This is a genomic window from Agromyces sp. P2_B3, from assembly GCF_056404815.1.
In genome coordinates this window covers 616,059-639,520 of the sequence record NZ_JBFUDH010000001.1, presented here as the reverse complement: position 1 = coordinate 639,520, position 23,462 = coordinate 616,059, and the positions used below count along the sequence as shown (strand labels likewise).

Annotated in this window: 34 protein-coding genes; 2 read left to right on the top strand and 32 right to left on the bottom strand. The window is 69.0% G+C overall.

Annotated elements, in window-relative coordinates:
* Nucleotides 1–127 precede the first annotated feature (127 nt).
* The 8 genes from rpmJ to AC1DZA_RS02840 all read right to left on the bottom strand — a co-directional run bounded on the left by rpmJ (nucleotide 128) and on the right by AC1DZA_RS02840 (nucleotide 6,338).
* Nucleotides 128–241 (bottom strand): 50S ribosomal protein L36, encoded by a 114-nt coding sequence (rpmJ, locus tag AC1DZA_RS02875; RefSeq protein WP_129520984.1) that lies wholly within the window; start codon nucleotides 239–241, stop codon nucleotides 128–130.
* Between the two features lie 68 nt (nucleotides 242–309).
* A complete protein-coding gene (gene infA, locus AC1DZA_RS02870; protein WP_021759551.1) occupies nucleotides 310–531 on the bottom strand; it encodes a translation initiation factor IF-1 in 222 nt (73 codons plus the stop codon).
* 198 nt (nucleotides 532–729) lie between these two features.
* Nucleotides 730–1,881: a mannitol-1-phosphate 5-dehydrogenase gene (locus tag AC1DZA_RS02865; RefSeq protein WP_476771610.1), complete on the bottom strand. Its 1,152-nt coding sequence runs from the start codon at nucleotides 1,879–1,881 to the stop codon at nucleotides 730–732.
* Entirely contained in the window at nucleotides 1,878–2,318 is a 441-nt protein-coding gene (locus AC1DZA_RS02860; protein WP_476771609.1) for a PTS mannitol transporter subunit IIA, read from the bottom strand. The genes AC1DZA_RS02865 and AC1DZA_RS02860 overlap by 4 nt, the downstream gene beginning before the upstream one ends.
* Before the next feature lie 103 nt (nucleotides 2,319–2,421).
* A complete protein-coding gene (locus AC1DZA_RS02855; RefSeq protein WP_476771608.1) occupies nucleotides 2,422–3,921 on the bottom strand; it encodes a PTS mannitol transporter subunit IIBC in 1,500 nt (499 codons plus the stop codon).
* A gap of 19 nt (nucleotides 3,922–3,940) precedes the next feature.
* Nucleotides 3,941–5,623 carry a phosphoenolpyruvate--protein phosphotransferase gene (ptsP, locus tag AC1DZA_RS02850; RefSeq protein ID WP_476771607.1) on the bottom strand — a complete coding sequence of 561 codons (1,683 nt, stop codon included), beginning with the start codon at nucleotides 5,621–5,623 and terminating at the stop codon, nucleotides 3,941–3,943.
* A 42-nt stretch (nucleotides 5,624–5,665) separates the two neighbouring features.
* Complete coding sequence (locus AC1DZA_RS02845) at nucleotides 5,666–5,932, bottom strand: HPr family phosphocarrier protein (protein WP_476760850.1); 267 nt, start codon at nucleotides 5,930–5,932, stop codon at nucleotides 5,666–5,668.
* Nucleotides 5,933–6,023: 91 nt separating this feature from the next.
* Entirely contained in the window at nucleotides 6,024–6,338 is a 315-nt protein-coding gene (locus AC1DZA_RS02840) for a PTS sugar transporter subunit IIB (RefSeq protein WP_309977333.1), read from the bottom strand.
* A gap of 222 nt (nucleotides 6,339–6,560) precedes the next feature.
* Here AC1DZA_RS02840 and AC1DZA_RS02835 point away from each other — a divergent pair, with 222 nt between their 5' ends.
* The gene (locus tag AC1DZA_RS02835) at nucleotides 6,561–8,513 is read left to right on the top strand and encodes a BglG family transcription antiterminator (RefSeq protein WP_476771606.1); all 1,953 of its coding nucleotides are present in this window, start codon (nucleotides 6,561–6,563) and stop codon (nucleotides 8,511–8,513) included.
* Between the two features lie 43 nt (nucleotides 8,514–8,556).
* Here AC1DZA_RS02835 and map read toward each other — a convergent pair whose 3' ends face one another.
* The 23 genes from map to rpsJ form a co-directional block, all read right to left on the bottom strand.
* Nucleotides 8,557–9,384, bottom strand: a complete 828-nt coding sequence (map, locus tag AC1DZA_RS02830; RefSeq protein WP_476771605.1) for a type I methionyl aminopeptidase — start codon at nucleotides 9,382–9,384, stop codon at nucleotides 8,557–8,559.
* Nucleotides 9,385–9,390: 6 nt separating this feature from the next.
* Nucleotides 9,391–10,023, bottom strand: a complete 633-nt coding sequence (locus tag AC1DZA_RS02825) for an adenylate kinase (protein WP_476771604.1) — start codon at nucleotides 10,021–10,023, stop codon at nucleotides 9,391–9,393.
* Entirely contained in the window at nucleotides 10,020–11,339 is a 1,320-nt protein-coding gene (gene secY / locus AC1DZA_RS02820; RefSeq protein ID WP_309977325.1) for a preprotein translocase subunit SecY, read from the bottom strand. Before secY ends, AC1DZA_RS02825 begins: the two co-directional genes overlap by 4 nt.
* A 137-nt stretch (nucleotides 11,340–11,476) precedes the next feature.
* Complete coding sequence (gene rplO / locus AC1DZA_RS02815) at nucleotides 11,477–12,139, bottom strand: 50S ribosomal protein L15 (protein ID WP_309977323.1); 663 nt, start codon at nucleotides 12,137–12,139, stop codon at nucleotides 11,477–11,479.
* Complete coding sequence (gene rpmD, locus AC1DZA_RS02810) at nucleotides 12,139–12,324, bottom strand: 50S ribosomal protein L30 (protein ID WP_022889741.1); 186 nt, start codon at nucleotides 12,322–12,324, stop codon at nucleotides 12,139–12,141. Before rpmD ends, rplO begins: the two co-directional genes overlap by 1 nt.
* Nucleotides 12,324–13,022, bottom strand: coding sequence for a 30S ribosomal protein S5 (gene rpsE / locus AC1DZA_RS02805; RefSeq protein WP_203230643.1), 699 nt, complete (start codon nucleotides 13,020–13,022; stop codon nucleotides 12,324–12,326). Before rpsE ends, rpmD begins: the two co-directional genes overlap by 1 nt.
* Nucleotides 13,019–13,378 carry a 50S ribosomal protein L18 gene (gene rplR, locus AC1DZA_RS02800; RefSeq protein ID WP_159600487.1) on the bottom strand — a complete coding sequence of 120 codons (360 nt, stop codon included), beginning with the start codon at nucleotides 13,376–13,378 and terminating at the stop codon, nucleotides 13,019–13,021. The genes rpsE and rplR overlap by 4 nt, the downstream gene beginning before the upstream one ends.
* Before the next feature lie 2 nt (nucleotides 13,379–13,380).
* Entirely contained in the window at nucleotides 13,381–13,917 is a 537-nt protein-coding gene (gene rplF, locus AC1DZA_RS02795) for a 50S ribosomal protein L6 (protein WP_476771603.1), read from the bottom strand.
* A 4-nt stretch (nucleotides 13,918–13,921) separates the two neighbouring features.
* A complete protein-coding gene (gene rpsH, locus AC1DZA_RS02790; RefSeq protein WP_159600491.1) occupies nucleotides 13,922–14,320 on the bottom strand; it encodes a 30S ribosomal protein S8 in 399 nt (132 codons plus the stop codon).
* Nucleotides 14,321–14,448: 128 nt separating this feature from the next.
* Entirely contained in the window at nucleotides 14,449–15,036 is a 588-nt protein-coding gene (gene rplE, locus AC1DZA_RS02785) for a 50S ribosomal protein L5 (protein ID WP_309977314.1), read from the bottom strand.
* Nucleotides 15,036–15,395 carry a 50S ribosomal protein L24 gene (gene rplX, locus AC1DZA_RS02780; RefSeq protein WP_309977312.1) on the bottom strand — a complete coding sequence of 120 codons (360 nt, stop codon included), beginning with the start codon at nucleotides 15,393–15,395 and terminating at the stop codon, nucleotides 15,036–15,038. The genes rplE and rplX overlap by 1 nt, the downstream gene beginning before the upstream one ends.
* A 3-nt stretch (nucleotides 15,396–15,398) precedes the next feature.
* Nucleotides 15,399–15,767, bottom strand: coding sequence for a 50S ribosomal protein L14 (gene rplN, locus AC1DZA_RS02775; protein ID WP_122937450.1), 369 nt, complete (start codon nucleotides 15,765–15,767; stop codon nucleotides 15,399–15,401).
* A gap of 32 nt (nucleotides 15,768–15,799) precedes the next feature.
* On the bottom strand, nucleotides 15,800–16,114 hold the full coding sequence (rpsQ, locus tag AC1DZA_RS02770) for a 30S ribosomal protein S17 (RefSeq protein WP_159600497.1): 315 nt from the start codon (nucleotides 16,112–16,114) through the stop codon (nucleotides 15,800–15,802).
* A 2-nt stretch (nucleotides 16,115–16,116) separates the two neighbouring features.
* Nucleotides 16,117–16,437 carry a 50S ribosomal protein L29 gene (gene rpmC / locus AC1DZA_RS02765; protein ID WP_309977309.1) on the bottom strand — a complete coding sequence of 107 codons (321 nt, stop codon included), beginning with the start codon at nucleotides 16,435–16,437 and terminating at the stop codon, nucleotides 16,117–16,119.
* Nucleotides 16,437–16,856 (bottom strand): 50S ribosomal protein L16, encoded by a 420-nt coding sequence (gene rplP / locus AC1DZA_RS02760; protein WP_056010870.1) that lies wholly within the window; start codon nucleotides 16,854–16,856, stop codon nucleotides 16,437–16,439. The genes rpmC and rplP overlap by 1 nt, the downstream gene beginning before the upstream one ends.
* Before the next feature lie 2 nt (nucleotides 16,857–16,858).
* Nucleotides 16,859–17,611, bottom strand: coding sequence for a 30S ribosomal protein S3 (gene rpsC / locus AC1DZA_RS02755; protein ID WP_159600501.1), 753 nt, complete (start codon nucleotides 17,609–17,611; stop codon nucleotides 16,859–16,861).
* On the bottom strand, nucleotides 17,611–17,976 hold the full coding sequence (gene rplV / locus AC1DZA_RS02750) for a 50S ribosomal protein L22 (RefSeq protein ID WP_026378675.1): 366 nt from the start codon (nucleotides 17,974–17,976) through the stop codon (nucleotides 17,611–17,613). Before rplV ends, rpsC begins: the two co-directional genes overlap by 1 nt.
* A gap of 25 nt (nucleotides 17,977–18,001) precedes the next feature.
* Entirely contained in the window at nucleotides 18,002–18,283 is a 282-nt protein-coding gene (gene rpsS, locus AC1DZA_RS02745) for a 30S ribosomal protein S19 (protein WP_307039500.1), read from the bottom strand.
* A gap of 12 nt (nucleotides 18,284–18,295) precedes the next feature.
* The gene (gene rplB / locus AC1DZA_RS02740; protein ID WP_159600503.1) at nucleotides 18,296–19,135 is read right to left on the bottom strand and encodes a 50S ribosomal protein L2; all 840 of its coding nucleotides are present in this window, start codon (nucleotides 19,133–19,135) and stop codon (nucleotides 18,296–18,298) included.
* A gap of 16 nt (nucleotides 19,136–19,151) precedes the next feature.
* Nucleotides 19,152–19,457 (bottom strand): 50S ribosomal protein L23, encoded by a 306-nt coding sequence (rplW, locus tag AC1DZA_RS02735; protein WP_476760856.1) that lies wholly within the window; start codon nucleotides 19,455–19,457, stop codon nucleotides 19,152–19,154.
* A complete protein-coding gene (gene rplD / locus AC1DZA_RS02730) occupies nucleotides 19,454–20,128 on the bottom strand; it encodes a 50S ribosomal protein L4 (protein WP_476760857.1) in 675 nt (224 codons plus the stop codon). The genes rplW and rplD overlap by 4 nt, the downstream gene beginning before the upstream one ends.
* Nucleotides 20,129–20,131: 3 nt before the next feature.
* Complete coding sequence (rplC, locus tag AC1DZA_RS02725; RefSeq protein WP_056734926.1) at nucleotides 20,132–20,788, bottom strand: 50S ribosomal protein L3; 657 nt, start codon at nucleotides 20,786–20,788, stop codon at nucleotides 20,132–20,134.
* 8 nt (nucleotides 20,789–20,796) lie between these two features.
* A complete protein-coding gene (gene rpsJ, locus AC1DZA_RS02720) occupies nucleotides 20,797–21,105 on the bottom strand; it encodes a 30S ribosomal protein S10 (RefSeq protein ID WP_017201594.1) in 309 nt (102 codons plus the stop codon).
* A gap of 504 nt (nucleotides 21,106–21,609) precedes the next feature.
* Here rpsJ and AC1DZA_RS02715 point away from each other — a divergent pair.
* Nucleotides 21,610–22,086 carry an OsmC family protein gene (locus AC1DZA_RS02715; RefSeq protein WP_476771602.1) on the top strand — a complete coding sequence of 159 codons (477 nt, stop codon included), beginning with the start codon at nucleotides 21,610–21,612 and terminating at the stop codon, nucleotides 22,084–22,086.
* Here the strand turns inward: AC1DZA_RS02715 and AC1DZA_RS02710 are convergent, their stop codons facing one another.
* The gene (locus tag AC1DZA_RS02710; protein WP_476771601.1) at nucleotides 22,087–23,307 is read right to left on the bottom strand and encodes an acyltransferase family protein; all 1,221 of its coding nucleotides are present in this window, start codon (nucleotides 23,305–23,307) and stop codon (nucleotides 22,087–22,089) included.
* Nucleotides 23,308–23,462 lie beyond the last annotated feature (155 nt).

Here is a 23,462-nt window from a genome sequence, read left to right as displayed (position 1 = left end):
GCCGGTGCCCGGGCCTCCGACCCGAGGTGTCCCCGCGACATCCGTATGTCGTGGTTCTGGCGCTGCCGTTGCGGTGTTCAGTTGTGGGAGCGGGGCGCACGCGAGGTGCGCCCCGAAGCCTTCGCGACTAGCCCTGGCGCTGCTTGTGGCGCGGGTTCTCGCAGATCACCATGACGTTGCCGTGGCGACGGATGACCTTGCACTTGTCGCAGATGCGCTTGACGGAGGGGTTGACCTTCATTGTTGTTCCTTGGAGTTCGCTGTCTTCGTACCCGCGGGATGCCGCGGGCCGTTACTTTCCAGCTGCCCTTACTTGTAGCGGTAGACGATTCGCCCGCGCGTGAGGTCGTATGGGCTCAGCTCCACGATCACGCGGTCCTCGGGAAGGATGCGGATGTAGTGCTGGCGCATCTTTCCGGAGATGTGCGCGAGGACCTTGTGCCCGTTCGTGAGTTCCACCCGGAACATCGCGTTCGGGAGGGCCTCGACAACCGAGCCTTCGATCTCGATGACGCCGTCTTTCTTGGCCATAGCCTCACTATCGCTTTAAGGTTGGGATGCTGGTCGTGCGATGTGTTCGCGACCGACGATCACTCGTCGGGCATGCCGAAGCAGGCGTGCAGAACACCAAGGGTCAACTATAGGTGATTCCGGGGCGTTTCGCCAGTCGAGGCCGCGGATGACGCGCCGGGGCGCCACGGCGCCCGACCACGGACCTGACGGTGGGCTCTACCGCGAGCGCTTCGCCGCTGTCGTGACCTCGACGAGGCCCGCCTCGAGCGGATGCCGCGAGGCGATGCCGGTGACTTCGTGCACGAACGCGGCGGGCTCGCTGCGGTCGAGCAGTTCGCGGAGCTCGACGCTCTCGGGGTCGGCCGGGACGTCGAAGCGCAGCGCCGCGCCGACCGCGGCGAGCAGTCCGTCGACGGGCCGGCCGAGCTCGGCGAGGTCGGCCGCGGGGCCGACGAAGCGCTCGTGGCGGCCCAGCTTGCGCAGCGGCTGCCGCCCCACCCGTTCGACGGTGTCGGGCAGCTCGGGGTTGCGGAAGCGCTCGAGGATGGTCGCTCGGTACGTCGCCTGCTCCTCCTCGGTGAAGTCGTGCTTCGCCGTGATGAGCGCGGACGTCTCCCCCAGCACCCGCTCGACGGCCGCCGCCACGTCGGGATCCGCGAGCGCGTCGCTGATCCGGGCGTGCCCGGCGAGGAAGCCGAAGTACGCGGTCGCCGCGTGGCCCGTGTTCACGGTGAAGAGCTTGCGTTCGATGTAGGGCGCGAGGTCGTCGACGAAGTGCGCACCGGGGATCGCGGGCGCCTCCTCGCCGAACGGCGGTCGCTCGATCGCCCACTCGAAGAACGTCTCGACGGTGACGTCGAGGCCCGCGTCGGGCGCCTGGCCCGGCACGATCCGATCCACCGCGGTGTTCGCGAACACCGCCCTTGCGCTGAGCGACGGCCACTCCTCGGGACTGGACAGCGAGGCGATCTCGTCGCGCAGGAGGTCGGTGGCGTTGATCGCGTTCTCGCACGCCATGATGACGAGCGGCGGGGCATCCGCCGGTCGGGCCCGCAGCGCCATGACGAGGTGCGGGGCGATGAACCGCAGGATGCTCGGGCCCACGGCGGTCGTCGCCACGTCGGCCGTCACGAGTTCGTCGACCAGCGCCGCGGCATCCGTCTGGCTGTTGATCGCGCGATAGCCGTCGACGACGAGGTCGCGAGCCCCCGCGCCGACCTCGTGCACCGTGTAGTGGTCGGACGCCGAGAGCGCATCGATGAGCTCGGCGTTCACGTCGGCGAACACGACCTCGTAGCCCGCGTCGTGGAGCAGGAGGCCGACGAATCCGCGCCCGATGTTGCCGGCGCCGAAGTGCACCGCCTTCACGAGTCGTTGACCTCGGAGAGCAGGGCGTGCAGCTCCTGCGCGGTCGACGCCGCGATGAGCTCCTGCACGGCGTCCTCGTCGGAGAAGATGATCGCGATCTTCGACAGGATCTCGAGGTGCTCGTTCTCGATGCCGGCGATGCCGACCACGAACCTGGCCTCCTCGCCATTCCAGTCGACGGGCTCGTCGTAGCGCACGACCGAGAGCGCCGAACGACGGATGCGGTCCTTGGCCTCGTTCGTGCCGTGCGGGATCGCGAGGAAGTTGCCCATGTACGTGGACACGGAGCCCTCACGCTCGAGCATCGAGTCGACGTAGCCCGGGTCGACCGCGCCGCTCTCGACGAGCACGGCGCCCGCCTCGCGGATCGCGTCGTCGCGGCTCGCGGCGCGGACGACGAGCCGGACGTTGCCCGGGGGCAGGATCTCTTCGGTCATCGGATGCTCCTTCTTGATCGATTCGACTGGCCGGTGCCGCGGCGACCTCCGGATGGACGGTCGCCGCGACAGCGGGGTGCCGCAGCAGGTGCGGCGGGATGGATCAGCGAACGCCCTCCGACTCCAGCAGGTTCACGATCTCCTCGTACTTCGGGGAGTTCATGAAGTTGTCCACCGAGACGTGCAGGGCGCTCGGCGACTGCAGCCGGGCACGATCCGTGAGGTCCTGGTGCGTGATGACCAGGTCGACGTCATCGGTGAGGTTGGCGATCGCCTTGTTCGTCACCGTCACGCTGTCGATGCCGGCCTTCTTGATCTTGTTGCGGAGCACCGTGGCGCCCATCGCACTCGATCCCATGCCGGCGTCGCACGCGAAGATGATCGTGTGGATCGGCTTGCGCTCGAAGGCCGCCTCCTCGCCTTCGGCGATGAGTCCGCCGCCAGCCGCCACGCCCTCGGCCTGGAGGTTCTGCAGGACGCCGCTCTCCTTGCCCTTGTTGGCCTCGGTCTGCGCGATCGCCGCCGAGAGGTCACCGGCGTTCTCCTTCGCGAGATCGCGCTTCCGACTCGCACGGAGGATGATCGCCGCGACGAGGAAGGAGACGGCTGCGGCGAGCACCACCGAGAGGATCACTCCGACATAACTGTCCGGCGCGGTCTGCGCGAGCACCGCGATGATGCTGCCCGGCGCCGCCGGAGCCCGGAGGCCGCTGTTGAACAGCACGTTCGTTGCGACACCCGTCATGCCGCCCGCGATGGCGGCGATGATCAGCATCGGCTTCATCAGAACGTACGGGAAGTAGATCTCGTGGATGCCGCCGAAGAACTGGATGATGATCGCCGCGGGAGCGGTCGCCCGGGCCATACCGATGCCGAAGAAGGTGAAGGCGAGCAGGATCCCGAGGCCGGGGCCGGGGTTCGCCTCCACCAGGAAGAGGATCGACTTGCCCGTCTCGCTCGCCTGCTGGGTTCCGATGGGGGTGAACACGCCGTGGTTGATGGCGTTGTTCAGGAACAGCACCTTGCCGGGTTCGACGAGGATCGAGAGCAGCGGCAGCAGCGACAGCTTCACGAGCCAGTCGACGGCGGCCTCGAGGCCGTTGCTGAGCCATTCGACCACCGGCCCGAAGGCGACATAGCCGGCGATCGCCAGGGCGAAGCCGAGGATGCCGGCGGAGAAGTTGTTCACCAGCATCTCGAAGCCGGCCTTGATCTTGCCCTCCCAGATGCGGTCGACCTGCTTCATGAGCCAGGCCGCCAGCGGCCCCATGATCATGGCGCCGAGGAACATCGGGATGTCGGTGCCGACGATCACGCCGACCGTCGCGATCGACGCCACGACGCCGCCACGGGTGTCGTAGACGAGCCGGCCGCCCTGGTTGGCGATGAGCAGCGGCAGCAGGTAGGTGATCATCGGGCCCACGAGTTCGGCGAGCGACTCGTTCGGGGTGAATCCGGCGGGGATGAAGAACATCGTCACGATGCCCCAGGCGATGAACGCGGCGATGTTCGGCAGGATCATGCTCGACAGGAAGGTGCCGAACCTCTGGACTGCGACGCGTGCTCCCCCCGGCCGCTTCGTGTCCGCAGACGTCGTTGTCATGGTGGTGCCTCTCTCGTGGTCACGGCGCGGCGGTGCGCGCCGAGGTGATGTGGGATGCGGCGGACACGGCCGCCTGCTTGGCTTCGGCCGCTCCCTCAGCGGCCAGGGCTGCCCGGGCGAGCGCCTTGGCGTCGTCGGGGCTGTACCGCGCGAGGGAGGCGCGGACATCTGCGAGTGCCGATGGGGACATCGACAGGCTGGTGGCGCCGAGGCCCACGAGGACCACGGCGAGCAGTGGGTCGGCGGCGGCCTCGCCGCAGATGCCGACGGGCTTGCCGAGCTCCGCGCCGGCCGTGCCCACGTCGGCGATGAGGCGGAGCACCGCCGGATGCCACGGGCTCTGCAGGTTGGCCACGGTGCCGAGCAGCCGATCGGCCGCCATCGTGTACTGGGTGAGGTCGTTCGTGCCGATGGAGGCGAAGTCGCAGGCGGCGAGCACGCGATCGGCCACCAGCGCGGCCGACGGGGTCTCGACCATGACGCCGGCGACCCGGATGCCGAGCTCCTTGGCGAGGCCGTTGAAGTAGCGGGTCTCCTCGACGGTGGCGATCATCGGCGCCATGACCCAGAGCTCCGCGTCGGTCGCGGCATCCGCGGCGGCGAGGGCGGTGAGCTGCTCGCGCAGGATGACCTCGGAGTGCCGCAGGGCTCGGATGCCGCGGAGGCCGAGGGCCGGGTTCTCCTCGTGCGCATCGTTCAGGAACGCCAGCGGCTTGTCGGCGCCGGCGTCGAGCACGCGCACCACGACCTTCTTCCCCGCGAAGGCCGTGAGCAGGCGCGTGTAGTGCTCCTGCTGCTCGCGCACGCTCGGTGCGGAATCGGCGTCGAGGAAGAGGAACTCGGTGCGGAACAAGCCGACGCCCTCTGCGCCGAGCTGCAGCGCCTCGGCGGCGCCGTCGGCGGAGCCGAGGTTCGCGAGCAGCGGCACGGGCGTGCCGTCGGCGAGCGCGCCCGGCGTGACCGGGGCCGCCTCCAGGGCGGCGCGTTCCGCGATGCGGGTCCGGGCATCGGTCACCTGGTCGGGCGTGGGGTCGGCGATGACGAGGTCGTTCGCCGCATCGACGACGACGGTGTCGCCGTCGGCGAGGCTCGCGGCATCCGTCGCCCCGACGATCGCGACGATCGACTTCTCACGCGCGAGGATCGCCGTGTGCGAGGTCGGGCCGCCGTCGACGGTGACGAGCCCGAGCACCTGGCCGAGGTCGAGGGTCGCGGTGTCGGCCGGCGCGAGGTCGCGGGCGACGAGCACGAACGGATGGCCGGGGTTGGGCACGCCCGGCGCCGGGAGCTTCAGCAGGTGCGCGATGACCCGCTGCGAGATGTCGTCGAGGTCGGCGGCACGCTCCCCCATGTAGCCGCCCATGCCGGCGAGCAGGTCGCGGTACGCGGCGAACGACTCGTACACGGCGCGCTCGGCGGTCTTGCCCGTGGCGAGCAGCTTCGTGACCTCGTCGATCAGGCTCGGGTCCTCGGCCATCATGGCCTGCGCCTCGAGCACATCCTTCGCGGCACCGCCGGCCTTCGCGCCGCGGTTCGCGAGCTCCGCCGCGACGACCGACAACGACGCCCTCGCCCGCTCGCCCTCACGCTCGGGGTCGAGGTGGCTGGGTCGATCGACGGGCTCCGGCAATGCCTCGGCCATGCGCACGACCGGTCCGACCGCGACACCCTGTCCGATGCCCGTGCCCTTGATCTCCATCATTCGCCCTCCCCGTTCGGATGCCCGGGCGACGGATGCCGCGCGCTATTCGTCGTGGTCGGTGCTGAGCAACTCCACGAGCTGGTCGAGCACGGCCGACTCGTCGCCGCCGTCGACGACGATCGTGACGTCGTCGCCGTGGTCGATGCCCTGCGCGATGACGGCGAGGATGCTCGCCGCGTTGACGGGTGCGCCGCCGGCCTTCTGGATGGTGACCGACGCGCCGGATGCGGCAGCGGCCTGCGTGAAGAGCTTCGCAGGCCGGGCGTGCAGGCCGTGGGTCGATCCGATTCGAACAGTGCGTTCCACCATGACTCCGGTCTCCGTCGCTGGCTTCCGTTCCCTCGTTCACCATAGCCCGGGGCCACTGCGGTGGAAACCGCGGCGCGCGCCGTGCTCGGGTTCATGACGCCGCCCCAGCGAACTCGAGGGCGAGGTCGAGGGCGTCCTCCCCGTCGGGGGCGGCGGCCGCCTCCGAGGTGAGGATGGCGAACGGCACGGATGCCGCGGCCGCGCGTTCGCGCAGCTGGCCGATGCGGTCGACGAGGTGGGCGCCGACGAGGAGCACGTCCGCGTCGGCGAGCGCCGCGTCGAGCTGTGACTCACTCGTCGCGTTCGCACGCACCTCGATTCCCCTGTTCGAGGCGGCCCGCCGGATGCGATGGGCGATGAAGGTGCTGGATGCGCCAGCGCCACAGACCACGATGATGCGCACCACCAAGCCTCCTCGCCCGGTTCTCGCCCGGTCCTCGTCGATCGTTCGGCCACGGCATCCCGCCGCGATGGAACGAGTCTGCCGACCGGTTCCCGTTGCGAGCCACCCGATTCGCTTCCGCACCCCCGGAAACCGATCGCGGATCGGGCCACGGGACGGCGCGTCGGTGGTTGACTGGCTCCACCGCACGGCGTCGCGTGGCGCCGGTGACACCCGGGAGCTGCAGTGGCCGAGAAGTGGGAGCGCCTCGTCGACGCACTCGCGCACGCCGGCGGCTGGACGACCGCCGCCGAACTCGCCGCTCGGCTCGACGTCACCCCGCGCACCATCCGCAGCTATGCCGCGCAGGCGAACGGGGGCGGCACGGTCGTCGAGTCCGGGCCGGCCGGCTACCGGCTCGATCGCGCGGCCTGGGCCGGCAAGCGCACCCCGGCGCGCCGCGACTCGACGCCGGCGATGCGCGTGGCGCGCGTCATCCGCTCGCTCATCGACGCGACCGACGGCCTCGACGTGTACGAGACCGCCGCCGCGGCGCACGTCAGCGACTCGACGTTCGAGAGCGACCTCGGCCGGGTGCGCGCCCGACTCGAGGGCACGGGCCTCACCCTCGTGCGGCACGGGCCGCGCATCGTCCTCGAGGGGCCCGAGTCGGCGCGCCGACGCCTGCTCGGCGCGCTCTTCCGCGAGGAGTCGTCGCGCGGCATGCTCGAACTCGACGCGCTTCGGGCCGCCTTCCCCGAGGTGTCCGACTTCCGAACCGCACTGGTCGCCGGCCTCGCCGACGCCGGCTACGCGCCCAACGAGTACGGCCTCAACGACGTGCTGCTGCACGCCGCCATCGCGCTCGACCGGGTCGCCGCCGACCATCCGCTGGAGACGGAGGAGCCGCAGGAGCCGACGTCGCGGGCAGGACCGACCCCTGCCGACGGCAGCAGTCCCGCCGAGCCCGCGGACCCGACGACCACGGGCCCCCTCGCCGAGCTCGTGGCGCGGCTCGTCGGCGAGCACTTCGGCACCGACATCGGCCCGGCCGACCTCCAGCACCTCACCCGGCTCCTCGAGACCCGGGCCGCGACGCGCACCACCGCGACGGCGCGAGCGGATGCCGCGGGCCGGCCGCTCTCACCGCGGGTGCCGCTCGTCCGCCGCATCGTCGCGAGCGCGTCATCCGCCTACCTCATCGACCTCGACGACGAGGAGTTCATCGATCGGCTCGCGCTGCACGTCGACAACCTGGTGGCGCGGGCGACGGACGCACAGTTCTCGCGCAACCCGCTCACCGCCTCGATCAAGGCGGCCTACCCGCTCATCTACGAGCTCGCCGTGTACATCGCGAGCGAGCTGGCACGCACCGAGGGCATCGGCGTCACCGACGACGAGATCGCGTACATCGCGATGCACGTGGGCGCGCACCTGGACCAGCGACGGTCGCGCGGCGGCACGGTGCGCCTGGTGGTCGCGGCACCGGCGTACCACGACGTGCACCGAGCGCTCGAGGCGCGCATCCGATCGGCGGTCGACGACGACGTGGAGGTCGTGGCCGACGGCGACCGAGCCGGCGACGGAGCCGAGTCGGCCGACGTGCTCGTGGCCGTGCTGGAGCCGACCGCGCCGACGGAGCACATGGTCCTGGTCTCGCCGTTCCCCAGCGAGGCCGACCTCGAACGCGTGCGCGCGGAGGTGTCGCGGGTGCGGCGGGCGCGGCGACGGGCGCGACTGGCGGCCAGCCTGTCGGGGTACATCGCGCCCGAGCTGTTCGTGCGCGGCCTGCGCGGGCTCGATCGGGACGGTGCGATCCGGATGCTCGGCGACCGCATGATCGGCGCCGAAGTGATCGACCAGGCCTACGTCGAGGGGGCCCTCGCCCGGGAGCGCCTGTCGTCGACGGCCTTCACGGAGCACCTCGCCGTTCCGCACGCGATGACCATGTCCGCACGGCGCACGGCGATCGCCATCGCCGTCGACGACGTGCCGATCGACTGGGGTGGCGTGAACGTCAACGTCGTCGCCCTGATCGCCTTCTCGGAGAGCGGGCGCGCGGAGTTCCAGGAGGTGTTCGACCAGTTCGTCGAGGCATTCTCGGAGCGGGAGAACGTGCAACGGCTGGTGCGCGGCGCGACGGACTACCCCGGACTGCTCGTCGAGCTCGCCCGACTCATGGAACCTCACGGCGCCTGACAGCGCCTGACGGCGCCTGACGGCGCCGGCCTCCCGGCTCCCGCTAGGCGAACGGGACCGGGACGACGCCGAAGGGTGCGAGGCCCGCCGCGCCGCCGTCCTCGGCGGTGAGCACCCAGATGCCGCCCTCGTGCACGGCGACCGAGTGCTCCCAATGCGCGGAGTCGGCCCCGTCGGCGGTGGTGACCGTCCACTCGTCGTCGCGGACGAAGGTCTCGAGGTCGCCGGCGACCACCATCGGCTCGATCGCGACGACCAGGCCGGGCTTCACGGTCGGGCCCTTGCGGTCGACCCGGTAGTTGAAGACCGGGGGTTCCTCGTGCATGGTGCGGCCGATGCCGTGACCGACGTAATCGGTGAGGATGCCGTAGTCGCCGGCATCGTGGACGTGCTCCTCGATGGCGGCCCCGACCTCGTTGAGATGCCGCGCGTGCGCGAGCGTCGCGATGCCGCGCCAGAGCGCCGCCTCGGTCACCGAGGAGAGGAGCTCCCGCGCCGCCACCACGTCTGGCCGCGAGGGGTCGGGCAGCACCACGGTGAACGCGGCGTCGCCGTTCCAGCCGTCCACCTCCGCGCCGCCGTCGACGGAGACGATGTCCCCGGGGCGGAATGCGCGGTCTCCGGGGATGCCGTGCACGACGTCGTCGTCGACCGAGACGCACAGCGTGTGCCGGTATCCGGGCACCAGCTGGAAGTTCGGGATCCCGCCGAGGCCCCGGATCACGCGCTCGGCGGCCGCATCGAGCTCGAGCGGCGTCACGCCGGGGGCGAGCAGGCGACGTGCCTCGTCGAGCGCCGCCGCGGTTGCCGCACCGGCGGCCATCATCGAGCGGAGTTCAGCCGGGGACTTGTAGATCGAGCGACGGAACACGCCGGCTCAGGCAGCCGCGCCGTTGCCGCCGTCGCCGGTGGCGCGAAGGCCACGGTCGGCGAGCGCGTCGAAGATGCGCTCGGTGACCTCGTCCAGGGTGCCGACGCCGTCGACCTGCACGACGAGGCCCTTTCCGCGGTACTCCTCGAGGATCGGGGCGGTCTCACGCTCGTAGATCGCGAGGCGATTCGCGATCACCTGTTCGGTGTCGTCGGTGCGGCCCTGGTCGATCGCCCGCTGGCGCAGCCGGGAGATGCTCTCGTCACGCGGCACGCTGAGCTCGATGACCGCGTCGAGCGCCTCGTCGCGACCGGCCAGGAACTCCTCGAGGTCGGCGACCTGGGCGCGGTTGCGGGGGAACCCGTCGAGCAGGAAGCCGCGCGCGGCGTCAGGCTGCGCGAGCCGGTCGCGCACGAGCTCGCAGGTGAGCTCGTCGGGTACGAGATCCCCGGCCTCGACGATCGCCTGTACCCGCGAGCCGAGCTCGGTGCGGCCCGAGATGTTCTCGCGGAAGACATCGCCCGTGGAGATCGCGGGAACGCCGAAGGCCTCGGCGACGAGGACGCCCTGGGTGCCCTTGCCCGACCCCTGGGGGCCGACGATCAGGAACCGCGCGGAGCCGGTGGCCGACCCCGTCATCGGAGGAGCCCCTCGTAGTGACGCTGCTGGAGCTGGGCGTCGATCTGCTTCACCGTCTCGAGGCCGACGCCGACGATGATCAGGATCGAGGCGCCGCCGAACGGGAAGTTCGAGTTCGCCCCCACGAGGCTGAACGCGATGAGCGGCAGCAGCGCGATCGCGCCGAGGTAGAACGAGCCGGGCAGCGTGATGCGGGTGAGCACGTAGTCGAGGTACTCGGCCGTCGGGCGCCCGGCACGGATGCCGGGGATGAAGCCGCCGTACTTCTTCATGTTCTCGGAGACCTCGTCGGGGTTGAACGTGATCGCCACGTAGAAGTACGTGAACCCGACGATGAGCAGGAAGTAGAGGAGCATGTAGAGCGGGTGGTCGCCCTTGGTGAGGTAGTTCGTGATCCACACGACCCAGGGCTGCGGCTCTTCACCGGCGGCCGGCTGGTTGAACTGGGCGATGAGCGCCGGCAGGTAGAGCAGCGACGAGGCGAAGATGACGGGCACGACGCCGGCCATGTTGACCTTGATCGGGATGTAGGTGTTGTTGCCGCCGTACGTGCGCCGGCCGACCATCCGCTTCGCGTACTGCACCGGGATGCGCCGTTGCGACTGCTCGACGAACACGACGCCGACGACCACCGCCAGGCCGACCAGGAGGACGATCCCGAAGACGTCCCAGCCGCGGGCGATGCCGATGGCCCAGAGCGAGCCGGGGAACTGCGCCGCGATGGACGTGAAGATCAGCAGCGACATGCCGTTGCCGATGCCGCGCTCGGTGATGAGCTCACCCATCCACATGATGAGGCCGGTGCCCGCGGTCATCGTGATGACCATCAGGAGCATGGCGTACCAGGCGTCGTTCGTGATGAGCTGCGAGCACTCGGGAGCGCCAGTCGGGAACAGTGCGCCCGAGCGAGCCACGGTGATGAGGGTCGTCGACTGGAGCACGCCGAGGGCGATGGTCAGGTAGCGGGTGTACTGCGTGAGCTTGCCCTGGCCGGCCTGGCCCTCCTTGTAGAGGGTCTCGAAGTGAGGGATGACCACGCGCAGCAGCTGCACGATGATCGACGCCGTGATGTACGGCATGATGCCGAGCGCGAAGATCGACAGCTGCAGCAGCGCGCCGCCCGAGAAGAGGTTGACGAGGTCGTAGAGACCGGATGCCCCTTGGCTCGCCGCGAGACACGCCTGCACGTTGCTGAAGTCCACGAACGGCGCCGGGATGAAGGAGCCGAGCCGGAACAGGGCGACGATGCCCAGCGTGAACCCGAGCTTGCGGCGAAGATCCGGCGTGCGGAAGATCCGCCCGATGGCGTTGAACACTCGTCCTCCTGTGGCTCCGTCTTGGAGCTGATGTCATGCCGCCCCGGACTCAGTCCGTATGCGGCTCGAGCCTGTCGAGACCCCCGTGAATCATACGCGAGGTCCCGACAGGCTCGAACAATCGGTGATGCTGCGGCCTACTTGACCGAGCCGCCTGCGGCGACGATCTTCTGCTCGGCGGAGCCGGAGACCTTGTCGACCGCCACGTTGAGCTTCACCTGGATGTCGCCGTTGCCGAGCACTTTGACGCGCTCGTTCTTGCGGACGGCACCCTTCTCGACGAGATCGGCGACGGTGACGTCGCCGCCCTTCGGGTAGAGCTCGGCGAGCTTCTCCAGGTTGACCACCTGGTACTCGACGCGGAACGGGTTCTTGAAGCCGCGCAGCTTCGGCGCACGCATGTGGTACGGAAGCTGGCCACCCTCGAACCCGGGGCGGATGTTGTTGCGGGCCTTGGAGCCCTTGGTGCCGCGACCGGCGGTCTTGCCCTTCGAACCCTCACCGCGTCCGACGCGGGTCTTGTCCTTCTTGGCGCCGGGCGCCGGGCGAAGGTGGTGCACCTTCAGCACGGGCTCGCGCTTGGCGTCGACGGCGTCCTTGTCGGCAGCCTTCTTCGCCGGGGCCTTCTTCGCGGGGGCCTTCTCGGCCTTCGCGTCGTCGGTCTTCGCGGCGGCGGCCTTGGCCGGCGCCTTCTTCGCGGGAGCCTTCTCCGACTTCTCGGCGGCGGGCTTCGCGGCGGCCTTCTTCGCCGGAGCCTTCTTGGGCTCGGCGACCTCGGTCGTCTTCTCGTTGTCTGCCATTAGTCGATCTCCTCAACCTTCACGAGGTGCGCGACGGTGTTCACGTAGCCGCGGTTCTGCGGGGTGTCCTCGCGAACGACCGACTGGCCGATGCGCTTGAGCCCGAGGCTGCGGAGCGTGTCCCGCTGGTACTGCTTCTCGCTCACCTTGGACTTGATCTGGGTCACCTTGAGCTGCTTGGCCATCAGGCACCTGCCTTCGCTGCTGCGGCGGCCTCGGCCGCCTGGGCCTCGGCACGCAGCAGACGGGCGGGGGCGACCTCGTCGTAGTCGAGACCACGACGGGCGGCCACTGCACGCGGCTCTTCGAGCTGCTGCAGCGCCTCGACCGTGGCGTGCACGATGTTGATGGTGTTCGACGAGCCGAGCGACTTGCTCAGGACGTCGTGGATGCCGGCGCACTCGAGCACGGCACGCACCGGACCACCGGCGATGACACCGGTACCGGGCGATGCGGGGCGCAGCAGGACGACACCGGCAGCGGCCTCACCCTGCACGGGGTGCGGGATGGTCGCGCCGACGCGGGGGACGCGGAAGAAGTTCTTCTTCGCCTCCTCGACGCCCTTCGAGATGGCGGTCGGCACCTCGCGGGCCTTGCCGTAGCCGACGCCGACGAGGCCGTTGCCGTCGCCGACGACGACGAGCGCCGTGAAGCTGAAGCGACGGCCGCCCTTGACGACCTTCGAGACGCGGTTGATGGTCACGACGCGCTCGAGGAACTGGCTCTTCTCGGCGTCACGGCCACCGCGGTCGCGGCTCGGGCCGCGGTCGCGGCTGCCACGACGGGCCTCGCGGGGCTCGTTCTGGGGAGCGCTCGCCGCGGCGGTCTCCACGGGTGCCTCTGCCACTGCAGCCACCTCGTTCTCCTTCTTGTTGTCGGTCACAGGCTCAGCCCCGCCTCTCGCGCACCATCGGCGATGGCGGCGACTCGGCCTGCGTACTTGTTGCCGCCGCGGTCGAAGACGACGGACTCGACGCCCGCCTCCTTCGCGCGCTCGGCCACGAGCTCGCCGACCCGCTTCGCCTTCGCGGTCTTGTCACCGTCGAATGCGCGGAGGTCGGCCTCCATGGTGGATGCCGATGCCAGGGTGCGGCCGGCGGCGTCGTCGACGACCTGCACGAAGACGTGGCGGGCCGATCGGGTCACGACGAGGCGCGGACGCTCGACGGTGCCGACGATCTTCTTGCGAAGGCGGGTGTGGCGGCGCGAACGCGCAGCCGTCTTGGTCTTCACAGCCATGATTACTTACCTGACTTTCCGGCCTTGCGACGCACGACCTCGCCGGCGTAGCGGATGCCCTTGCCCTTGTACGGCTCGGGCTTCTTGATCTTGCGGATGTTGGCGGCGGTCTCGCCGACGGCCTGCTTGTCGATGCCGGCGACCGTGAGCTTGTTGTTGCCCTCGACGGTCAGCGTGATGCCGGCCGGCGGTTCGACGGTGACGGGGTGCGAGAAGCCGAGCGCGAACTCGACGGCCGCACCCTTCTGGGCGACGCGGTATCCGGTGCCGACGATCTCGAGGCCCTTGGAGTAGCCCTCGGTGACGCCGAGGATCTGGTTCGCGATGAGCGAGCGGGTCAGGCCGTGGCGCGAGCGCGAGTCGCGCTCGTCGTCGGGACGGGTGACGAGCACCTGGTTGTCCTCGATCTTCACCTCGATGGGCGTGGGCACGTTGAGCGTGAGCTCGCCCTTGGGGCCCTTGACGGTGACGGCCGCGCCGTCGACCGTGACGTCGACACCAGCGGGGATGTCGATGGGGAGTCGTCCGATTCGTGACATGGAACTACCACACGTAGGCGAGGACTTCCCCACCCACGCCCTTCTTCTCGGCCTGGCGGTCGGTCAGCAGACCGCTGGAAGTGGACAGGATCGCGACGCCGAGGCCGCCGAGCACCTTGGGGATCTCGGTCGACTTCGCGTAGACGCGGAGGCCGGGCTTCGAGACGCGCTTGATGCCCGCGATCGAGCGCTCGCGGTTCGGGCCGAACTTGAGCTGCAGCGTGAGCGTCGTGCCCACGCGAGCGTCGGTGACCTCGAAGCCGGCGATGTAGCCCTCGTTCTTGAGGATCTCGGCGATGTGCCCCTTGAGCTTCGAGTTCGGCATCGACACGGAGTCGTGGTGCGCCGAGTTCGCGTTGCGAAGGCGGGTCAGCATGTCAGCGACCGGGTCGGTCATCGTCATGACGGATGTTTCCTAACGTTCACCAGGTTTCAGCACCCGTTACACGAGTGATGACCTGTGGTGTGAGGCCCGGGCGGATGCCCCGGCCTGGTCGGATGCCGCGAGCGCGAGCCCGCGGCATCCGTGGATCAGTTGGCGGCCGTGGCGGACCGGAAGGGGAAGCCGAGCTGCTTGAGCAGCGCGCGGCCCTCCTCGTCGGTCTTGGCGGTGGTCACCACGGTGATGTCCATGCCGCGGACGCGGTCGATCTTGTCCTGGTCGATCTCGTGGAACACGGACTGCTCCGTGAGACCGAAGGTGTAGTTGCCGTTGCCGTCGAACTGGGCGTCCGACAGGCCACGGAAGTCGCGGATGCGGGGCAGCGCGAGCGAGAGCAGGCGGTCGAGGAACTCCCACATGCGGTCGCCGCGGAGCGTCACGTGGGCGCCGATCGGCTGGCCCTCGCGGAGCTTGAACTGCGCGATGGACTTGCGGGCCTTCGTGACCTGCGGCTTCTGCCCGGTGATCTTCGTGAGGTCCGCGATCGCGCCGTCGATGATCTTGCCATCGCGGGCCGCCTCGCCGACGCCCATGTTCACGACGATCTTCACGAGACCCGGCACCTGGTGCACGTTGGTGTAGCCGTGCTCCTCGGTGAGGGTCTTCGAGATCTCGGTCCGGTACTTGGTCTTCAGTCGCGGCTGGATTTTGCCAGCCTGCGTAGCCGTATCGGTCATTACAGGTCCTTACCTGACTTCTTGGCGTAGCGGACGCGGACGGTCTTCTGCACGCCGTCCTTCGTCACCGTCTCGTTGCGGAAGCCGACGCGGGTCGGCTTCTTGGACTCGGGGTCGACCAGCGCGACGTTCGACACGTGGATCGGTGCCTCCTGGGTCTCGATGCCGCCGGTCTTCGAACCGCGCTGCGTCTGGCCGACGCGGACGTGCTTCGTGACGAAGTTCACGCCCTCGACCACGACGCGGTTCTCGGCGACGAGCACCTCGAGGACCTTGCCCTGCTTGCCGCGGTCTCCGCCGCGGGCCTGGCTGCGGCCCGAGATGACCTGCACGAGGTCACCCTTCTTGATGTTGGCCATGACTTAGATAACCTCCGGTGCCAGCGAGATGATCTTCATGAACTTCTTGTCGCGAAGCTCGCGACCGACCGGTCCGAAGATACGGGTGCCACGGGGGTCACCGTCGTTCTTCAGGATCACCGCGGCGTTCTCGTCGAACTTGATGTACGAGCCGTCGGGGCGACGGGTCTCCTTGACGGTGCGGACGATGACCGCCTTGACGACGTCGCCCTTCTTGACGTTGCCGCCGGGGATCGCGTCCTTGACGGTCGCGACGATGGTGTCGCCGAGGCCGGCGTACCGGCGCTTGGACCCACCGAGGACGCGGATCGTGAGCAGCTCCTTGGCGCCGGTGTTATCGGCGACCTTGAGTCGTGATTCCTGCTGAAGCACTTTGAACTCCTTCTTTCAAGCAAGCCCGAGGCTTACTTGGCCTTCTCGACGATCTCGACGAGGCGCCAGCGCTTGGTGGCGCTGAGGGGCCGGGTCTCGGTGATCACGACGAGGTCGCCGATGCCGGCGGTGTTCTGCTCGTCGTGCGCCTTGATCTTCGAGGTGCGGCGGATGACCTTGCCGTACAGCGGGTGCTTCACGCGGTCCTCGACCTCGACGACGATGGTCTTCTGCATCTTGTCGCTGACGACGTAGCCGCGTCGCACCTTGCGGTAGCCACGTGCGTCGACGTCCTTGACGTCGCGCTCGGCCGACTCGTGGCCAGTCGTCTCCTTGGCGGTTGCCATGACTAGGCCTCCTTCGTCTCTTCGGTCGCAGCTGCCTCGTCGGCGGCCTTGGCCTTCTTGGTCTTCTTCTCGGCCTTGGCCGGAGCCTCGACCGGCGCGGGCGTGGCCCGGATGCCGAGTTCGCGCTCGCGGATGACCGTGTAGATGCGCGCGATGTCGCGCTTGACCGCCCGGAGGCGGCCGTGGCTCTCGAGCTGGCCGGTGGCCGACTGGAAGCGCAGGTTGAACAGCTCTTCCTTGGCCTTCTTCAGCTCGTCGACGAGTCGCTCGTCTTCAAAGGTGTCGAGCTCGGTGGGGCTGAGCTCCTTGGTGCCGACGGCCATTATGCGTCGCCCTCCTCGCGCTTGATGATGCGTGCCTTGAGGGGCAGCTTGTGGATGGCACGGGTCATGGCCTCACGAGCGAGTTCCTCGGAGACGCCGGAGACCTCGAAGAGGACTCGACCCGGCTTGACGTTCGCGACCCACCACTCGGGCGAGCCCTTGCCGGAACCCATGCGGGTCTCGGCGGGCTTCTTCGTGAGCGGACGGTCGGGGTAGATGTTGATCCACACCTTGCCGCCGCGCTTGATGTGACGCGTCATGGCGATACGAGCGGACTCGATCTGACGGTTCGTCACGTACGCGGGGGTCAGCGCCTGGATGCCGAACTCACCGAAGGTGACCTTCGTGCCGCCGGTGGCGTGGCCCGAACGGCCGGGGTGGTGCTGCTTGCGGTACTTGACTCGACGGGGAATCAACATGGTTATGCCTCAACTCCTGCTGCCACCGGCTCCTGCGCCTTGGGCGCACGACGGGGACGGTCATTGCGGTCACCGCGCGAGGGCTTCTGCGAAGCCTGCTCGCGGGCGAGCTCCTTGTTGGTGATGTCGCCCTTGTAGATCCAGACCTTCACGCCGATGCGGCCGAAGGTGGTCTTGGCCTCGTAGAAGCCGTAGTCGATGTTCGCGCGGAGCGTGTGCAGGGGCACGCGGCCCTCGCGGTAGAACTCCGAGCGGCTCATCTCGGCGCCGCCGAGACGGCCCGACACCTGGATCCGGACGCCCTTGGCGCCGGCGCGCTGCGCACCCTGCAGGCCCTTGCGCATCGCGCGGCGGAACGCCACACGTGCGGAGAGCTGCTCGGCGATGCCCTGCGCGACGAGCTGGGCGTCGGCCTCGGGGTTCTTGACCTCGAGGATGTTGAGCTGGATCTGCTTGCCGGTGAGCTTCTCGAGGTCGGCGCGGATGCGCTCGGCCTCGGCGCCGCGGCGGCCGATCACGATGCCGGGACGCGCCGTGTGGATGTCCACTCGGACGCGGTCGCGGGTGCGCTCGATCTCGATGCGCGAGACTCCCGCGCGGTCGAGCGACGTCTGCAGCAGGCGGCGGATCTTGATGTCCTCCGCCAGGTAGTCGGCGTAGCGCTGTCCGGGCTTCGTCGAGTCGGAGAACCACCGCGACACGTGGTCGGTGGTGATGCCGAGACGGAAGCCGTACGGGTTGACCTTCTGACCCATTACTTCGTACCCTCCTCGGGCGTGGCGAGCACGACGGTGATGTGGCTCGTTCGCTTGTTGATGCGGAAGGCACGACCCTGCGCGCGCGGCTGGAATCGCTTGAGGGTGGTGCCCTCATCGACGAATGCGCGGCTGATGTAGAGGTCCTGCTCGTCCAGGTAGGTGTTCGTGGCATCGGCCTTGACGCGAGCGTTCGCGATGGCCGAGGCGACGAGCTTGTACACGGGCTCGCTCGCACCCTGGGGGGCGAACTTCAGGATGGCCAGGGCCTCCTGAGCCTGCTTGCCGCGGATCATGTTGACGACGCGGCGGGCCTTCATGGGGGTCACGCGGATGTGACGCACGCGTGCGATCGACTCCACCATTTCTTTCCTCCTTCACGCCACCGCGTCAGCGGCGGCGGCCCTTCTTGTCGTCCTTCACGTGTCCACGGAAGGTGCGGGTGGGCGCGAACTCGCCGAGCTTGTGGCCCACCATGGTCTCGGTGACGAACACCGGGATGTGCTTGCGGCCGTCGTGCACGGCGATCGTGTGCCCCAGCATGGCGGGGATGATCATCGAGCGACGCGACCAGGTCTTGATGACGTTCTTCGAACCGGCTTCGTTCTGGTTGACGACCTTGCGAAGCAGGTGGTCGTCGACGAAGGGGCCCTTCTTGAGACTGCGCGGCATCTTCTTCTACTCCTACTTGCGCTTCTTGCCGACGGTGCGACGACGGACGATGAGCTTGTCGCTCTCCTTGTTGGGGCGACGGGTGCGTCCCTCGGACTTGCCCCAGGGGCTGACCGGGTGGCGACCACCGGAGGTCTTGCCCTCACCACCACCGTGCGGGTGGTCGATCGGGTTCATCGCGACACCGCGGACGGTCGGGCGGACGCCCTTCCAGCGCTTGCGGCCGGCCTTGCCCCAGTTGATGTTCGACTGCTCGGCGTTGCCGACCTCGCCGACGGTCGCGCGGCAGCGCGCATCGACGTTGCGGATCTCGCCCGAGGGGAGGCGCAGCTGGGCGTAGGGGCCGTCCTTCGCGACGAGACGCACCGAGGTGCCGGCCGAGCGGGCCAGCTTGGCGCCGCCGCCGGGGCGGAGCTCGATGGCGTGCACGACGGTACCGGTGGGGATGTTGCGCAGCGGCAGGTTGTTGCCGGGCTTGATGTCGGCGTTGGGGCCCGACTCGATCGGGTCGCCCTGCTGCAGCTTGTTCGGCGCGAGGATGTAGCGCTTGGTGCCGTCCACGAAGTGGAGGAGCGCGATGCGAGCCGTGCGGTTGGGGTCGTACTCGATGTGCGCGACCTTGGCGGGCACGCCGTCCTTGTCGTTGCGACGGAAGTCGATCACGCGGTACTGGCGCTTGTGGCCACCACCGATGTGACGCGTGGTGATGCGGCCCTGGTTGTTGCGGCCACCGGTCTTCGACAGCGGGCGGAGCAGCGACTTCTCGGGCGTCGAGCGGGTGATCTCTGCGAAGTCCGCAACAGACGAACCGCGACGACCCGGGGTCGTGGGCTTGTACTTACGAATAGCCATGTTTTTCCTCTGCTCCCTAGCCGACAGCCGTGAAGATGTCGATCGAGCCGGACTTGAGGGTGACGATCGCGCGCTTGGTGTCCTTGCGCTTGCCCGTGCCGAAGCGAGTCCGGCGGGTCTTGCCCTGGCGGTTCAGGGTGTTGATCGACGCCACCTCGACGTTGAAGATCTTCTCGATGGCGAGCTTGATCTCGGTCTTGTTCGAGCGGGGGTCCACGGTGAACGTGTACTTGCCCTCGTCGATCAGGCCGTAGCTCTTCTCCGAGACGACGGGCGCGATGATGATGTCGCGCGGGTCCTTGTTGTATGCGGCGGAACTCATGCGGAAACCTCTTCCTTCACAGCGCTGTCGGCCTTGGGCGACTTCGCGGCCACGAAGGCCTCGAGCGCAGCGGCGCTGAAGACGATGTCGTCGGAGACGAGCACGTCGTAGGCGTTCAGCTGGTCGACCTGCAGCACGTGCACGGTCGGGATGTTGCGAACGGCCCGCGCCGAGAGCTCCTCGTCACGCGTGAGCACGACGAGGTAGTGCTTGGCCGGCGCGATCGCACCGAGGAGCGCGACGGCGTCCTTCGTCTTGGGCGCCTCGCCCGCGGCGAACGTCTCGACGGCGTGGATGCGGCCACCGCGTGCGCGGTCGGACAGCGAGCCGAGGAGCGCGGCGGCGATCATCTTCTTGGGGGTCCGCTGCGAGTAGTCACGCGGCTGCGGGCCGTGGACGATGCCACCGCCGGTCATCTGCGGGGCGCGGATCGAACCCTGACGGGCGCGGCCGGTGCCCTTCTGCTTGAACGGCTTGCGACCGGCGCCGGAGACCTCTCCGCGGGTCTTGGTCTTGTGCGTGCCCTGGCGCGCTGCGGCGAGCTGGGCGACGACGACCTGGTGGATGAGCGGGACGTTGGTCTGCACGTCGAAGAGCTCGGCGGGCAGCTCGAACGAGCCGGACTTCTTGCCGGTCACGTCGAGCACGTCGATGGTGTTGGCGGTAGCCATGGACTACGCCCCCTTCACAGCGTTGCGGACGAAAACGAGACGGCCGCGAGCACCGGGAACCGCGCCCTTGACGAGCAGCAGGCCCTTCTCGGCGTCGACGGCGTGCACGCGGAGGTTGAGCACGGTCACGCGCTCGCCACCCATGCGACCGGCCATGCGCATGCCCTTGAATACACGGCTGGGGGTCGACGAAGCACCGATCGAACCGGGCTTGCGGTGGTTGCGGTGGGAACCGTGCGAGGCGGAGACGCCCTTGAAGTTGTGGCGCTTCATGACACCGGCGAAGCCCTTGCCCTTGCTCGTGCCGACGACGTCGACGAGCTGGCCGGCCTCGAAGGTGCCGTCGGCGGTGAGCTCCTGGCCGAGCTCGTAGCTCGACGCGTCAGCGGTGCGCACCTCGGCGAGGTGACGGCGCGGGGTGACGCCGGCGGCCTTGAAGTGGCCGGACGCGGGCTGGTTCACCTTGCGCGGGTCGATGGCGCCTGCGGCGATCTGCACGGCCTCGTAGCCGTCCTTCTCCGCGGTGCGGAGCTGGGTGACCACGTTCGGGGCGATCTCGATGACGGTGACCGGAACGAGCTTGTTGTTCTCGTCCCACACCTGGGTCATGCCGAGCTTCGTGCCGAGCAGACCCTTCACGTTCTTGGTAGCGGAAGACATCTGTTACCTCAGAGCTTGATCTCGATGTTGACGTCGGCCGGGAGGTCGAGGCGCATGAGCGAGTCGACGGCCTTGGGCGTCGGGTCCACGATGTCGATGAGACGCTTGTGGGTGCGCATCTCGAAGTGCTCGCGGCTGTCCTTGTACTTGTGGGGCGAACGGATGACGCACACCACGTTCTTCTCGGTCGGAAGCGGCACGGGGCCGACGACCGTGGCGCCCGCGCGGGTCACCGTGTCGACGATCTTGCGCGCCGAGGTGTCGATGACCTCGTGGTCATACGACTTCAGTCGAATGCGGATCTTCTGTCCCGCCATTGCTGACTCTCTCTCTGTCAAGGCGTCTTACCCCTTCCGAGGGCATTGGACGCCGCGTAGCTACTCCGTGTGAAGCACCACTGTTCATCTGTCAAAGGCCGTGATCGAGCCTGTCGAAACCACCCCGCTGGCGCGGTGACCTCGGCACGCTCGACCCGTGAGCCCCACCGACCCCCGCGCTCGGGCGTGTCGCCCTCGCGGAACGGGCATGGCGGAACCATGCTCGAAAGTGGTTGTCGGTTGTGTGTTCTGCTGCCTGCGGCCTAGCCTGACCCGTGCGGCTCCGAGAGCTTTTTGGTGGCTATGCACTGCCTGGCAGTGATTCGAACGGCACGCAGCATGGCACGCCGTTCGAAATGTTGAACTCATCGAGTTTGCCACAGTCGAGGCATCCGTGCAACCCGGGCGTGTCGCGCCGTCGCGGGTTCACAGGGAGGTCGCAGCCTCCGCGACGATGCGGCCCGGAACATGATGGAATCGAGGTCCACGACGACGGGAGTCCACATGGCCGAGCAGCCCATCGAGCAGCCCCTCGAGCACGCCCACGCGGTCAGCGAGCGCATCGCGCCCGGCAGCGTCTCGGTGGCCCGGATCGCGCCGCGCCGGTACCAGGGGCTCAACGAGCGTGGCGCCACGGTGACCATCGGCGGCGAGGAGCTCGAGGGCGAGCACTTCACGCCCGGTGAGCTGCTGAAGATCGCGCTCGTCGGCTGCGCCGGCCTCAGCGCCGACACCGTCGCCGCACGCCGTCTCGGCGACGACTTCGCGATGACCATCTGGGCGCACGGCCACTCCAACGAGGAGAACCGGTACGCCCGGATCGACGAGGAGATCCTGGTCGACCTCTCGGTCCTCGATCCCGAAGACCGCGACAAGCTCATCCACATCATGGACAAGGCCATCGAGCGCGGATGCACCGTGGCGCGGTCCATCGAGGACAGCGTCGAGCTGCGCACCACCATCGACGGCGTCGAGGTCTGATCAGCCTGGGTCGCCGGCGTGCTCGCACGCCACCTGCTGCTCGGCCGCGATGCCCGGAGCGACGAGACCGGCGCCGACCACGGCGGCCACCAGCATGCCGAGCGCGCCGAGGAGCACCGCGGGCCGGCGCGACACGGGGTTGCGCCGCGTGCGGAACGGGTCCTCGATGAGCTGCTTCGAGAGCCCCGCCACCAGGAGCGAGAGCGCCACGAGCAGCACCATGGCCCAGGAGGGGCTCGGCATGCCGATGAGGAACGGCGTGAACATGAAGATCGGCCAGTGCCAGAGGTAGAGCGAGAACGACACGTCGCCGACCCACTGCACCGGCTGGAGCCCCGCGAGCCGCGCCGGCGACCAACGCGTGACGGGCATGCCGGCCCAGATGACCGCCATCGTGCCCGCGACGGGCAGCGCCGCCCACATGCCGGGGAACGCGTCGTGGTCGCGGAAGCTCAGGATCGGCACCACGATGAGCGCGAGGCCGGACCACGACACGACCGTACGGAGCCGCTCACGGCCCACGAGGGGCGAGGCGGCGAGCAGGGCCAGCAGTCCCCCGGCACCGAACTCCCACGTGCGGGCCGTGGTCGAGAAGTAGGCGAGGTTGTGGTCGGCCGCCGTCAGCATGACCGAGTGGATGAGGGATGCCGCGGTCACCGCGCCGAGGACGACGAGGAGCACAGGCGCGGCGGCCCGGCTGCGTCGGCGCGCGTACCAGACCGCGAAGATGAGCAGCAGCGGCCAGACGAGGTAGAACTGCTCCTCGACGGAGAGGGACCAGTAGTGCTGCACCGGCGTCGAGGCGAGGTCGGCGTAGGCGGGCGTCTGCGAGTCGGCGGCGAGCTGCCAGTTCTCGTAGTAGAGGGCGCTCGCGACGATCTGACGGAACCACTCGGCCCAGTCCCGCTGCGGCACGAGCGCGAGCGTGGCTGCCGCGACCACGAGGAGCACGGTCACGGCGGCGGGCAGTATTCGGCGGGCCCGTCGGAGGTAGAACGCGCCGAGGTCGATGCGCCCGGCGCGCTCGTGCTCGCGGAGCAGCAGCCCGGTGATGAGGAAGCCCGACACGACGAAGAAGACGTCGACGCCCATGTACCCCGCAGGGGCCACGGCCGGCCAGCCGTGGTGCAGGACGACAGCACCGACGGCCACGGCCCGGAGCGCTTGGATCTCGGGCCGCGTGGAGGTGGTACGGGGCAGTGGCGGAGCGGAGACGGCCATCCCATCGAGGGTAACCCGTTCGGGGGGTGTGCCCGAATTCCGCCGTCGACCGTTGACCTGACCGTCATGAGACGGTAACGCGCCGCACCGACGACGAAGGGGCCGGGCCGCGCCGGGGATGCCGCAGACCCGACCCCGATCGCACCGACGACGAA